Origin of the sequence: Rhizobium sp. YAF28 (assembly GCF_052113285.1) — a bacterium.
Lineage (GTDB): Bacteria > Pseudomonadota > Alphaproteobacteria > Rhizobiales > Rhizobiaceae > Rhizobium.
In genome coordinates this window covers 67725-80763 of record NZ_JBFRCX010000021.1, presented here as the reverse complement: position 1 = coordinate 80763, position 13039 = coordinate 67725, and the positions used below count along the sequence as shown (strand labels likewise).

The following is a 13039-nucleotide window of genomic DNA, read 5'->3' as shown; positions in this document are numbered from 1 at the left end:
TAGTCGAAACGTTTCGTATAAGAGCATCAGAAGGCCCTCGTGGCAAGAGGGTTCGACAAAAAGCGCTGGGGAGGATGCATGGCCACCATCAAAGACGTGGCAAAACGGGCGGGTGTCGCCATATCGACTGCATCGGCCGCGCTCAACCGCTCAGCTCCCGTCAGCGACGAGGTGATTGCCAAGGTCGAGGCTGCCGTCCGCGACATCGGATATATCCCGCATGCCGGCGCGCGCAGCCTGCGCATGGGCCAGTCGCGGCTGATCGGCCTGATATTGCCCGATATCACCAACCCACATTTCGCCAAGGTCGCCAAGGTCGTCGAATCCGCCTGCCTCAATGCTGGTTACATGGCGGCGGTCTATTCGACGAGCGAGGATCATGATCGCGAGCAGCAGATCCTGACCATGATGCGCATGCAGCGCGTCGAAGGGCTTATCATCATTCCGACACGCTCGGATGCCGAACATGGCGCTCGCATGGTCGACAAGATCCATGTGCCGACGATCCTCCTCGACAGCTTCATCGAGGGCTTGCCCTATGACGTGATCAAGCTAGACAATATCGCCGCCGGCCGCATCGCCACGGAGCATCTGATCGGCCTTGGTCACAGACGGATTGCAGTGACCGTCGGGCGCAACAACATCATCACCGGTGAAGATCGTCTTGCCGGCTATATGCAAGCCCATGCCGCCCATGACCTGCCGGTTGATCCAGGTCTGCTGCTTCAGGGGCGTTTCGACCAGGCGCTCGCGCATGACAGCACGATCAGGCGCATGCGCGAGCCGGATCCGCCGACCGCGATTTTTGCACTGTCGAACATGATGACGCTCGGCGTCCTGAATGCGCTGCGCGAATTGGGTATTAGAGTGCCTGATGACGTCTCGGTCATCGGGATAGACGATTTCGATTTTGCAAACATCATGAACCCACCGCCGACAGTCGTTGCGGCCCCGGTGCTCGAGATGGCCCAAAAGGCGATCTCCACGCTTCTCAGCGAGATCTCCGACAAAACGCCGCCAAGTGCCGCGCGGACGATCTTTTCCCCAAAGCTGATCCTTCGCGAATCCTGCGCGGCACCCGCAGCCGAGCGGGCAGAGAGCATGACCTGAGAAGCAGCAGTCGATTGAGATCTGCGCGGCGTCGCATACCATTGTGTTCGCTTCATAAAAGCATCATGCGCATTTGCAATGAGAAACGCCGAACTGCTCGCCATCCTCAGTCATCACACGGATTGTCTTCATGAAATTGTCTTCGACCGCCGCGCGTCTGTCACCAACAGCCTCGCCCCGCCTTCTCGTACTCGCCGAAACAGCCCTCAAGGCAGGAGAGACGGCGCGCAATGCGCTCAGACGACGCACGGCCGCCGAGATGGTCCACAAGGCGCCGCGCGATTACCAGACGGAAATCGATGTCGCGGTTGAACGGATCATCGTCGAGGAGATGATGGGCGCATTCCCCGCCTATGCGATTAAGGGCGAGGAAGAGGTCGGCAACCGGCAGGCCGGCGCGGATGCACCGGTCATCTATATCGACCCGATCGACGGCACGACCAATTTTGCCTGGGGCATCCCGCATTTCGGCATGACGATCTCGATCGCCGAGGCCGGCCGTGTCGTTGCGGGCGTCGTCTATGACGCCATGCAGGACGAGCTCTTCAGTGCGGAGGCCGGCAGCGGCGCCTGGCTGAACGGCGAACAGATCCATTGCGCCGCGGTTGCCGATATCCAGAACGTGCTCGTCGGTGCCGGCCTGCCGATCCCCGGCCAGGTCAAGGCGGTCCCGGAAGAGCTTTATTTCGATGCCGTCAAGCGCCTTATGGCCAATACCGCCGGCGTGCGTCGTCTCGGTTCGGCAGCGCTTTCGATCGCCTATGTCGCCTGCGGCCGGCTGGACGGCTTTTTCGAGGACGGCCTGTCGGTCCATGACTTTGGCGCCTCGGCACTGATGGTCGAGGAAGCGGGCGGTATCGTCACGAGGTTTTCAGGCGCCGCCGTCACCGGCAAAGGCGACATCCTGGCGGCAAGCAAGGCACTCTATCCCTGGCTGCAGGAAGGTTTTCAGCCGAAGGCCTGAGACACGTCAGGCCGTAAAGAGCGGCTGCACGGTTGCAGCCGTTGCTGCCACTGCCGATTGGTGGATCAGCGCATTGTCGCGGAAGGCGAAGAAGCCGGAGCAGCTCGTAGTGACGGCCATCCCGGCTCTGATCATATCGGTCGGCGCAAACATTGCCTTCAGCCGGATACCATCGGCAAGATCGATATCGACAATCTTGTGCGTGCCGAAATCGCTGACCCGGTGGACGGTCGCGTCTGCCGGCCGGCTGATAGGGCGCACCGTCAGGGCTTCCGGACGCATCGCCAGCGTCACCGGACCATCCGCAACGGGGATCGAAAAGCCGAAAAGCGGATGCGTGCAGACCCCGTTGCGGATCTCGCTCTCAACGAAATTCATCGAGCCTATGAAGCCCGCGACGAAAGCCGTCTGTGGCTCGCGATAGATTGTGCTCGGCGGAGCCACCTGTTCTGTGCGGCCATCGCGCATGACGACGATGCGGTCGGCAAGTGCCAGGGCCTCGTCCTGACCGTGGGTGACGAACAATGTCGTGATGCCGAGCCGCTGCTGGATGTCGCGGACCTCCTCCCGCAGCCGCTCGCGCAGATGCTGGTCGAGGCTGGCGAACGGCTCGTCCAGCAGCAGGATCTTCGGCTCGAGGACGAGCGAGCGGGCAAGTGCGACGCGCTGCTGCTGGCCGCCGGAAAGCTGCGTCACTGAGCGCCGTCCGTAGTCGGCAAGACCGACGAGGGCGAGAGCGTCCTCGACGCGCTGGCGGATCTCGGCCTTCGGCAGGCGCCGCAGCTTCAGGCCGAAGGCGATATTGTTGAAGACATCCATATGCGTCCAGAGCGCATGGCTCTGGAAGACCATGCCGGTCGGGCGCCGCTCCGGCGGCAGGTTCGTCACATCCCTGGCGTCGATGCGAATGCTGCCTTCGCTCGGCCGCTCGAAGCCGCCGATCATGCGAAGCAGCGTCGATTTGCCGGAACCCGAGGGGCCGAGCAGGCAGACGAGTTCGCCGTCACCGACCTCGAGCGAGAAGTCGCGGACGGCAAAGGTGTGGCCGAAGCTCTTCGCAACGCCTTCGATCGCCAGATGTGCCATTCTTGAAACCCTTTCTGCCGGCGTTCAGGCGCCGAAGCCCCGCGCGAAGGCGCCGGTCCCGACGACGCGCCGCGCAAATATCAATGCCGCAAAGGACGGCACCCACAGCATGACGGAGAGGACCGCGCCATATTGCACGACGATCTGGTTGTTGATGAAGCTGATCATCAGCACCGGCATGGTACGGATCTCCGGCGCACCGATCAGCCAGGCGCCCTCCGTCTCGTAGAAAGTGCCGACGAAGGTCAGAAGCACTGCCGCTGAGATCGTCGGCGCAGCCTGCGGCAAGGTGATCGACCAGAAGACGCGAAGCGGCGTAGCACCGGCGTCGCGTGCTGCCTCCTCCATGCGCCGGTCGACATTCTGGAAGGCGGCAACCGGGATCCAGATCATCAGCATCAGCGTGCCGACGAGCTGGATCAACACCACGCCCCAGAAGGTGCTGATCAGCCCCATCTGCAGGAAGATGCCGGCTATCGCCACCAGCAGGCCGAATTTCGGAAAGGCATGTGAAGCGAGGAACGACAGGAACAGGATATTGCGGCCAGGAAAACGCATTCTTGCGAAAGCATAGGCGGCCGGAAGGCAGATGATTGCCGAAAGCAGCGTCACCGTCGCCGTCAGCCGCAGGCTGAGAAACAGCGCATCCCAGACATCCTTGCGCGCCAGCGTCTGCGACCAGAAACGCAGGCCGAACTGCTGGGGAATGACGGAAGGATAGCGCCAGACCTCGGTGAAGGCCCAGGTGGCGACAACCAGCAGCGGCAGTGCGATGAACAGCGTGAGCAGGAGCGAAAGAGCAAAGCCTGTCCAATCGAATTTCAAGGCGGTCGACTGGCGCATCATCGGCCCTCGCGATTGCGGGCGATCGACCAGACGTAGAAGATGCCGAAGAGAAGACAGAAGCCGAAGGTGATGACCGCCTGCGTGAGCGCACTCAGCGGATCGTTCATGTCGGCAAAGGTGCGCTGCATGAAAGGCCCCATCATCTCCGGCGAGGCGGGACCGAGCACATAGGGCAGTGTGAAGGCTGAGAATATGCCGAGAACGGCAAAGGAAGCGGTGACCAGCAGGGAATTGCCCATGCGCGGCAGAATGATCGAGACAAAGACCCTGAAAGGCGTCGCGCCGACGTCGCGGGCCGCCTCGATGGAGCTATTGGAAACGGCCGTGAGCCCCGCCGTCAGCATCAGCACGGTCAAGGGCAGATTGTCCCAGACGAGGCCGATGACCGGTCCCCAGGGCGTCAGATAGGGGCTCGGCAGCTTGGGAAGGCCGACGGCATTGAGCAGGATGTCGACCGTGCCATTCGGTCCGATCGTGCGGATCAGCGCATAGGAAAGGATGATCGAGGGCACGAACATCGGAAAGATCGCGAGGCCCTGCACATAGGCGGCAAGGCGACCGTCGGAAAAGCGCAGGTAAAGGGCAATCGGAAGGCCGATCACAAGCAAAAGCAGGCCGCAGATGAAAGTCGTCCACAGCGTCAGCCAGAGGTTGGCCAGACTGTAACCATCAGTGAAGAAGAATTGGTAGGAGGCAAGCGAAAACTCGGTCGTCCCGTCCGGCTGACGGACGAAGATGGTGGTCGTAATCGCCGAGAAGATCGGAAAGATGATCAGCCAGCCGACCAGAAAGACCGGCATGCCGACGAGGAGGAGCCCGTAAAGGCTCCCCCTGCCTGGAGACTGAGCGCGGCGCGCGACCGCAGGCTGCGCGGCATCCGCCGCCATCAGGTGCGGCTGATTCCGGGAGCGACGTTGCGGTACCAGCCGTCATTGATCGCCTTTTCCCAATCGCCGCCCGGGAAGGTCGGGATGGTCGCCGGGATGACGTCGGCATATTTCTTGCGCAGGTCTTCAGAAATGTGATCCCAGGAAACGCCCGGGAAGCCGCCGATCTCGGTGATGATGGCTTCCTGCATCTCGCTCGTCAGCATGAAGGCTGCGAGCTTGAGGGCGGCGTCCTTGTTGGCGCCGTTCGTGAAGATCGTCATGGCGGAAAAACCGCCGCAGAGCGCGAGGTCGGAGAGCTGCACGAGGCCGGTCGTCTCGGGCAGAACGCCCTGGGAGATCGCCTGCAGGACCTGGTCGGACCAGACCGGAGCGATGGTGACGACGCCCTGGGCGAGCAACTGGATCGACTGCGTGTTGCCGGCGGTATAGGCGCCCTTCTGGTAGAGCGACGGCGCGAGATCGTTGAGGATCTGCCAGGCCGGCGTCAGCGTCTGGCTGGCATAGTCGGCAGTAAAATTGTCGATCTTGAACTTCTTCGGATCGCGGCCGTTGGCTTCATGGATGGCACGGCGGACGAAATTTCCGCCCGAACCGCCCTTGTCCGGACGATTGTAGATGAACTGGCCGGGATTGGCCTTGATCCAGGCCGTCAGCTGTTCCCAGGTCTTCGGCGCATCCTTCTGGTCGAGCTTGGTCTTGTCATAGGCAAGCAGAACCTGCGAGCCGCGATAGGGCAGCGCGTAGGGCGTATCGAAAGCGAGCGGGTTGACGCGGTCGAAGCCCTGGACATTCTCAGCGGAGAACTTCACCCAGAGACCGGCATCAATACCACCGGCCGGAAGGCGCGGATCAAACTGTTCGAAGAGATCGGCCTGCGGATCGGTCTTGGTCTTAAGTGCTGCAAGAGTACGGTCGGCAATGGCGCGCAAGCCATTATTGTCGCCGGCATCGGTGACCTTCAGCGTGACGTCCGGATGAGCTTTTTCGAAAGCCGGACGGATGATGTTGTTCCAGAGGTCGATGATATTGGAATCCGAGCCGCTGTAGAGGTCGATCGTGCCTGCGGCGGCCGAGGCGAAGCGCGGAAGAGCCAGAAGGCCCGCAGCCGCCGACGATGTGATCAGAAATTCGCGTCTATTCATATCCTGTCTCCCTTCGCTATCGAGGCTGCGCCCCAGATGAGTTCTGAGACTTGCTAGCCCTGGCGCGTAACATCGGAATGACAGAAGCGAAGAGAAATGCACACGTGTGCCAGGCCGCCTCCCGATTTTCGTCGGGCATTCCCCGACAATGGCATCTTCGACGAAGGGGCGGCAAAATTCCAGGCGCCTCCGGGCCGATCCGGATCATCAACCCGATCGACAGGACATCAATTTTGTTTGCGGCGGCGACGTCTTGTCGGGTTGGGTGGCCCTCGAGCGAGGCCCCCCTATTTCGACGTCGTCAGCGTACTGACTTGAAAGCCGCTCTCACTTCCTCGGCGAAGAGCTGGGGCTGCTCCCAGGCGGAAAAATGCCCGCCTTTTTCGACCTGATGATAGTATGTCAGCGAGGGATAGGCCTGCTTGGCCCAGCTTTCCGGTGCACGATAGATCTCCTTTGGAAAGACCGTGATGCCAACCGGGATTTTGATGTCCTTCGTCTTCTGCGCCTCGGCGCTGAAGTTGTTGTTGTTGTTCTCCCAATAGAACCGCGATGACGATGCGCCGGAATTCGTCAGCCAGTAGAGCGTGATGTCATCAAGCATTTCGTCCTTGGAAAAAACGCGCTCGGGAACGCCGCCACTGTCGCTCCATTGGGCAAATTTCTCGTAGATCCAGGATGCCAGGCCAGACGGCGAGTCGGCAAGCGAATAGCCGATCGTCTGCGGCCGGGTCACCATTATCGCGCCATAGGCAGCATTTCGTCCGAAGAAGGTGCTCAAGGAATTATACGCTTCTCGCTCGGGCGACGACAGGCTCGCGGGGGCCGGGTCTCCGCTGTTGATGGCCTTCATGAGGTCGCCCGGAACCGTCGCGGGCATATTGAGATGGATTGCCAGCAAGCCCTTCGGCGCCTGGCGCGCCAACGCGTCGGAGATCACCGAACCATGATCGCCACCTTGAGAAACATAGTGGTCATAGCCGAGCCGCTTCATCAGGACGTCCCAAGCGCGGGCGACCCGCTCCGGTCCCCAGCCCTGATCGACCGGATGCCCGGAAAATCCGTAGCCCGGTATCGAGGGGATGACCACGTCGAACGCATCTTCCGGCCGGCCACCATATGCCGTCGGGTCCGTGAGAGGACCTATGGTCTTGATGAACTCAAATACCGATCCGGGCCAGCCATGTGTCAGAATGATAGGAAGAGCGTTGGGATGGCGCGAACGAACATGGATGAACTGGATGTCGACACCGTCGATCGTGGTGACAAATTCCGGCAATGCATTGAGCTGCGCCTCGGCCTTGCGCCAGTCGTACTGAGTGCCCCAATAGCGAACCAGTTCCTGGACCTGTGACAGCTGGATACCCTGAGAGGCGTCGTCGACGGTCTCCTTGTCTGGCCATCGGGTGTCAGTGATGCGTCTGCGCAGGTCGTCGAGTTGCGACTGCGGAACGTGGATCTGGAACGGACGGATGCTGTCGTCTGAACTCGTAGCTTTCGTGGCGGCACCCGAAGCAAGATCGGCGGCATGGGCCGGCAATGCATAGGCTGCCGGAATGAGCAACAGAGAACCAAACGCTATGGCGATTACTCGATCGGCGATGCCACGCCGCGTTGAAACATTGTCGGTCTTCGTCATGAAACACTCACCTTCGATTGCGGCCGCATTCGCAGCGCCTGTTAACGAAGAGCGGTTTCAGGGATTGACGTGTCCCGCATATTTCGAAAATCGGCTGAAGTGTATCAGCGTGTACCGGCGACGCAGATTGCCGGCAGTTCTCCCCAGGCGTATCCTTCGAACGATCCGCGGTCGGCTGCATTGGCAGGGGCACCCATGACGCCCCTGCGAACAGCGAAAGCACGACTATTTGCTGTCCCGAGGATGATGGCCGCAAACGCGGGTTGGAGATCCCCTTGGAAGATCGAACAATTCAAAAGATATTGGAGCGCCATTGGGAGGCTTCGGACGCGAACGATTTCGACGTCGAACACGAGATCTATCACGAAGATGCCTTTTTGGATTATCCGCAATCAGGTGAGCGGATCCGCGGCAGGCACAACATTCAAGAAAGCCGGTTCGTCCAGCCAAACAAGAAGCAGTTTACAGTCCGACGAATTATCGGCAGCGGAGATCTGTGGGTCACCGAATTCACACTCACCTATGACGGAACGCCCTCTCATGCCGTCAGCATCATGGAATTTCGTGACGGGCTGGTGGCCCGTGAAACGCAATATTTCGCCGATAGTTTCGAGCCATCACCTTCTCGGGCACATCTTACAGAGCGGATGACGAAATAGACTTTTCCTTGATGGGGCAAATTCCCGCTTAATTCACGACGCAAGCATTTGCGCGTCATCGAGAGCCGGGAAAGTGGCCATGTTCCCCGCATAGCTGGGAAGTGCGGAAAGCGCGATCACGATCTGTGGCGCGCGCTTCCCTAGCGTTAAAGCAAGCTTGTCATTTCAACGGAACCAATCAGGGATAAGCCGTCGATCCATCCGGCTTGCGGGTGATTTTCCGCTCCCAATGAATGTAGTCTTCCGTCTGCAATGCCTTTTCATAGATTTCCAAACCCCAACCCGGACGGTCGGGCCGCAATTCCATATGGCCATCGACCGGCATATACGGATCGGCCGCCCATGGCGCGTGGACATGGGGCTTGAACTCAAGGACCTTGAAGTTCGGCTGTGCGGCGCAGAAGTGGATATTGACCGCGGTCGCGAGCGGCCCCATCGGGTTATGCGGCGCGACGGTTACATAGTGAGCCTCGGCGATTGTTGCGATCCTGCGCATTTCCGTTACGCCGCCAACAACGCATATGTCGGGCTGGATTATGTCAGCGCCACGGGCCGACAACAGGGAGAGGAATTCGAAGCGATTGTAGAGAGATTCTCCCGTCGCCAACGGGACGGAGACTTTCGACTTCAGCTCGGCCCATGCCGGAATGTGCTCCGGCCGGATCGGCTCCTCGTAGAAAAGCGGATCATTTGGGGCAATCGCCGCAGCGAGCTGCACCGCCTGATAGGGCTCGAAGATCTTCGCATGAGCGTCAAATGCGAATTCGAAATGCGATGGCGTAATCTCGCGTATCTTGGCGAACCAGTCACCGGTTTCCTTTACAAGTTCGCCCCAGCGACCGGCATGCAGGTCGCGGCGGAAGGGGCTGAGCTTGAAAGCCGTGTAGCCGTATTTTTCGTTCAGCTCGAGGGTCTGGTCCTGCGCCGTCTGCGGGTCCGGCGCGGTATAGACACCGCAATAGACGCGCACCCGATCCCGAACGTTGCCGCCAAGCAGCATGTAAACCGGCAGGCCGGCGGCCTTGCCGGCGATGTCCCAGAGCGCGTGATCGATCGCCGAAATCGCTGCAAGCCCCAGCGCGCCCGGCGGAAAACGGCACTGCTGATTGAGTTTCAGCACAAGGAATTCCACTCGGCGGGGGTCCTCCCCTTCGATCTGATGGAAGAGGTAGTCGAAGAGCGGCGGCAGCGCCCAGTCGGGGCCGTGATTGTAGCACTCGCCCCAACCGGAAATGCCTTCGCTCGTCTCGATTTTCAGGAGCAGCCGCGGCCGGTCGTCGACGCGCTGCATGTAGGTCTTGAAGCCGGTGATATGCATGCGATTCTTCCTCAGGCGGCGCGGTTCTTGCCGCTTACATTGTCGACGATTGCGCGCAGTTCCGCGCGTTCCGCGTCCGTCAGACTTTCAACGCCGGGAAGGCGAACAGGGCCGACATCGGTCCCGAGCATGCCGAGCGCCTCCTTGACGACCGTGACATTGGCGCCGTTCAGATATTTGGTGCGCAGCGCTTCGAAACCGGCGATGTCATCGATAAGAGCACGGGCAGCCGCGTAGTCGCCGGCTTCCAGCGCCTGATGGATGGCATGCGAGCGCTCGGGGAAAACGTTGACGAGCCCCGAGGTAAAGCCGCGAGCACCCATGGCATAGAAGGCAGGCGCCCAGCCCTCGGCAAGCCCGCAGACCCAGATCGCCGGCGCATCCTTCGTCGAGCGGATGACCTCGGCAAGCAGCATCAGATTTCCGGATGCAAACTTGATGCCGGCGATATTGGGATGCAGAGCAAGCTTGCGGAAATCGGCGGCCGAGAACGTGTCGCTGCGGACATAAGCAATGACAGGGACAGTGGACGCTTCGGCAAGTTCGAGGAAATATTTCGCCTGGTAGCTCGGCCCGGCAAAGGGATCCATCGGATGGTGACCCATGATCGCGTCAGTGCCTTCGGCAATCGCGTGACGGGCGAGCGCCTTGGCTTCCGCCAGCGAACGCCCGACGGCGGCACTGATAAGAGCCTTGCCATCCGCAGCCTTGATCGTGGCGGCATGGACCGCTTTTACCTCGTCCATCGTCAGGGTGAAGAATTCGCCCGTATTGCCGGCCGCCATCAGATTGTGGACCCGGGCGCTGGCGAGGCGCGCGATCAATGCGGAAAGCTTGGCGAGATCGATGCTGCCATCAGCCTTGTAGGGGGTCACCGGAACGCCGGAAATGCCCGTCAGGGCCTTGCGAATCTTGTCCATTCCCACGGTCACGTCAAATGTCCTCTTTCTTCCTGAATACGATGTTGAGATAGGTTTCGCCGGAGCGGACGACGTGATCGCGCATCACCCGCTCGGCCTTGTCGCTGTCGTTCGAGACGATGGCGGCAGCGATGGCGGTATGCTCGGCGAGAGCCTTGTCGCGCTCCTTGTTGTCGGAATGAATGACGCGGCGAATGCTCGCGTCATAGAATTGCTGGCGCTCGATCATGCGCGAGAGATACTGGCAGCGCGAGGCGATGTGGATCTGCTCGTGAAAGGTCTCGTTCAGGGCAATGAGATCGTCTGCACCGCCATCGGCCGTGGCCGCCTTCATCAATGCGACCGTATCGCTGAGCTTTCTAGCTTCTTCGTTGGTGATCCGCTTGGCGGCGAGATGCGCGATCATCGATTCCAGAGCAGCGCGAGCCAGGATCATTTCCTCCGCCCATCCGGCGTTGAACCGGATCAGGACCCCACGGCGCGGCAGGGTTTCAACCAGTCCTTCGGTCTCGAGCTGCCGGAGCGCCTCCTTGATCGGAGTGGTGGAAACACCAAGCTGCTCGGCGAGCTGGCGCTCGTTGACGCGCTCGTCGGCGCGAAAGCGACCGGACAGGATCGCCGCCCGCAGCGTCTTATGAACATGATCACGAAGGGTCGTCAGGAATCGCGGATCGATCTTTTCGATGCGGTCGTCGCCCGCCCCACCCTCCATCTTATTTTCCATAAGCCGAAAATTCTCCCGTTGACGACAAAATCGTTTTGTGAGATCTGATATACCAGATTTCAGATCGATGTCGATATCAAAATTCGCTCTGATGTGTTTGCAGAGATGCTTGGGAGGAAGAAATTGAAGATCCAAAGACGCGGGCTATTGATCTCGTCGGCGCTTGCTGCCGTGAGCCTGATGATGCCACTGGCTGCGGCCGCAGCCACGCCGAAGGACCAGCTGGTCATCGCGACGAACATGTCGTCGATGCGCGGCCTCGATCCAAACGAAATCAATCAATTGGAAGCGGCTGAAATTGTCGCGAACCTTTATGAGCGGCTGATCGTGTTGCCGGCCGACGATATTACCAAGCCGGCTCCGGGCGTCGCCGAACGCTGGAGCGTCTCGCCGGACGGCAAGACCTTCACATTCAAGATCCGCTCCGGCATCAAGTTCCATTCCGGCAATCCGCTGACGGCAAAGGACGTCGAGTGGTCGCTGCGGCGTCTCGTCAAGTTAGGGCTCGCGCCATCCGTCGACCTTCGCCAATGGGGCTTTACGGACAAGAATGTCGACGATCTGATCAAGGCGAGCGACGACACCACCGTAGTCCTCCAGACGCCCAGCCTCTGGAACCCCAACCTGATCCTCTATTCGCTGGCGAGCTTCTCGACCTCGATCCTGGACAGCAAGTTCCTGGCCGAGCATGAAAAGGACGGCGATATGGGGCGCGAGTTCCTGCAGGCCAACGACGCCGGCTCGGGGCCTTATGCACTGCGCAACTGGCGCGTCAATGATCTGCTGATCGCCGATGCCAACAAGGATTACTGGCAGGGCGCCCCCAAGATGCGGCGTGTCGTTCTCCGCCATATGCCGGAATCCTCCGGCCAGCGCCTGCAGCTTGAGGCGGGTGACGTCGATGTCGCGACCCGTCTGTCCTCCACGGATCTTGCGGCCGTCGAGTCCGGCGGCAAGGCCGACATCCAGAAGACGCCGGGTTTCGGTTTCTATTACCTCGCCCTGAACCAGAAGGACGAGGTTCTTTCCAATCCCAAGGTCCGCGAAGCCTTCCGATATCTGATCGACTATGACGGCCTCGCCAACACCGTCATGAAATATTACGGCATCAAGCAGCAGACCATCATTCCGGCCGGCCTGCCGGGTGCAAGCGAGGTCAATCCCTACAAGCTCGACATCGAAAAGGCCAAGCAGCTGCTCGCCGAAGCCGGCTATCCGAATGGTTTCTCGAAGGTCTATTACGCAACGCCGGTCACTCCGGAATATGAGGTTGCGCAGTCCCTGCAGGCGAATGCCGCCAAGGCCGGCATCAAACTCGATCTTCAGGGCGGCGATCATATCGGCAAGTTCCGCACGCGCGAATTCGAGATCTTTTCGGCGCGATCGGGTGAACGCCTGCCGGATCCTCACGCGGTTCTCCAGTCCTATGCAACCAATGCCAATAATTCCGACGACGCCAAGCTGACGGGCCTGAATGCCTGGCGCACCGCCTGGGATGTGCCGAAGGATATTCAGGATATGGTGACTGCGGCCGCCCACGAGACGGATCAGCAGAAGCGGGTCGATCTCTATGCGAAGATCAACAAGGCCTATCTCGAATCGTCTCCGCCGCTGATCACCTCCTTCCTGCGCACCGACGCGAAGGCGGTTCGCAAGGAAGTCAAAGGCTATATCGGCCATTCGACATGGCTGACGCGCTGGGACACCGTTTCCAAGGGCGAGTGACCTCCTCCAAGGGAGA

The 13039-nt window shown here is 60.3% G+C and carries 12 protein-coding genes; 4 read left to right on the top strand and 8 right to left on the bottom strand.

Features of this window, described 5'->3' with window-relative positions; genetic code table 11:
• Nucleotides 1-78 precede the first annotated feature (78 nt).
• Together AB4Z13_RS31605 and AB4Z13_RS31600 are read left to right on the top strand one after the other, a co-directional pair.
• A complete protein-coding gene (locus tag AB4Z13_RS31605) occupies nt 79-1110 on the top strand; it encodes a LacI family DNA-binding transcriptional regulator (RefSeq protein WP_113323830.1) in 1032 nt (343 codons plus the stop codon).
• Nucleotides 1111-1240: 130 nt separating this feature from the next.
• Entirely contained in the window at nt 1241-2074 is an 834-nt protein-coding gene (locus tag AB4Z13_RS31600) for an inositol monophosphatase family protein (protein ID WP_113323831.1), read from the top strand.
• A 6-nt stretch (nt 2075-2080) separates the two neighbouring features.
• Here AB4Z13_RS31600 and AB4Z13_RS31595 read toward each other — a convergent pair whose 3' ends face one another.
• The 5 genes from AB4Z13_RS31595 to AB4Z13_RS31575 all read right to left on the bottom strand — a co-directional run bounded on the left by AB4Z13_RS31595 (nt 2081) and on the right by AB4Z13_RS31575 (nt 7677).
• The gene (locus AB4Z13_RS31595) at nt 2081-3160 is read right to left on the bottom strand and encodes an ABC transporter ATP-binding protein (protein WP_442207677.1); all 1080 of its coding nucleotides are present in this window, start codon (nt 3158-3160) and stop codon (nt 2081-2083) included.
• A gap of 24 nt (nt 3161-3184) precedes the next feature.
• Nucleotides 3185-4006, bottom strand: coding sequence for an ABC transporter permease (locus AB4Z13_RS31590; protein WP_113323833.1), 822 nt, complete (start codon nt 4004-4006; stop codon nt 3185-3187).
• On the bottom strand, nt 4003-4893 hold the full coding sequence (locus tag AB4Z13_RS31585; protein ID WP_113323834.1) for an ABC transporter permease subunit: 891 nt from the start codon (nt 4891-4893) through the stop codon (nt 4003-4005). The genes AB4Z13_RS31590 and AB4Z13_RS31585 overlap by 4 nt, the downstream gene beginning before the upstream one ends.
• The gene (locus tag AB4Z13_RS31580; protein WP_113323835.1) at nt 4893-6038 is read right to left on the bottom strand and encodes an extracellular solute-binding protein; all 1146 of its coding nucleotides are present in this window, start codon (nt 6036-6038) and stop codon (nt 4893-4895) included. The genes AB4Z13_RS31585 and AB4Z13_RS31580 overlap by 1 nt, the downstream gene beginning before the upstream one ends.
• A 301-nt stretch (nt 6039-6339) precedes the next feature.
• The gene (locus AB4Z13_RS31575) at nt 6340-7677 is read right to left on the bottom strand and encodes an epoxide hydrolase family protein (protein WP_442207676.1); all 1338 of its coding nucleotides are present in this window, start codon (nt 7675-7677) and stop codon (nt 6340-6342) included.
• A 275-nt stretch (nt 7678-7952) separates the two neighbouring features.
• Here AB4Z13_RS31575 and AB4Z13_RS31570 point away from each other — a divergent pair, with 275 nt between their 5' ends.
• Nucleotides 7953-8336 carry a nuclear transport factor 2 family protein gene (locus AB4Z13_RS31570; RefSeq protein ID WP_113323837.1) on the top strand — a complete coding sequence of 128 codons (384 nt, stop codon included), beginning with the start codon at nt 7953-7955 and terminating at the stop codon, nt 8334-8336.
• 178 nt (nt 8337-8514) lie between these two features.
• Here the strand turns inward: AB4Z13_RS31570 and AB4Z13_RS31565 are convergent, their stop codons facing one another.
• From AB4Z13_RS31565 to AB4Z13_RS31555, 3 genes are read right to left on the bottom strand one after another with little or no spacing between them, the layout of a single operon-like run.
• Entirely contained in the window at nt 8515-9654 is a 1140-nt protein-coding gene (locus AB4Z13_RS31565) for a mandelate racemase/muconate lactonizing enzyme family protein (RefSeq protein WP_113323838.1), read from the bottom strand.
• An 11-nt stretch (nt 9655-9665) separates the two neighbouring features.
• Complete coding sequence (locus tag AB4Z13_RS31560; RefSeq protein ID WP_113323839.1) at nt 9666-10574, bottom strand: dihydrodipicolinate synthase family protein; 909 nt, start codon at nt 10572-10574, stop codon at nt 9666-9668.
• A 13-nt stretch (nt 10575-10587) separates the two neighbouring features.
• Complete coding sequence (locus tag AB4Z13_RS31555; RefSeq protein ID WP_113323840.1) at nt 10588-11298, bottom strand: GntR family transcriptional regulator; 711 nt, start codon at nt 11296-11298, stop codon at nt 10588-10590.
• 123 nt (nt 11299-11421) lie between these two features.
• Between AB4Z13_RS31555 and AB4Z13_RS31550 the strand changes: the two genes are divergently transcribed.
• Nucleotides 11422-13023, top strand: a complete 1602-nt coding sequence (locus AB4Z13_RS31550; protein WP_442207675.1) for an ABC transporter substrate-binding protein — start codon at nt 11422-11424, stop codon at nt 13021-13023.
• Nucleotides 13024-13039 lie beyond the last annotated feature (16 nt).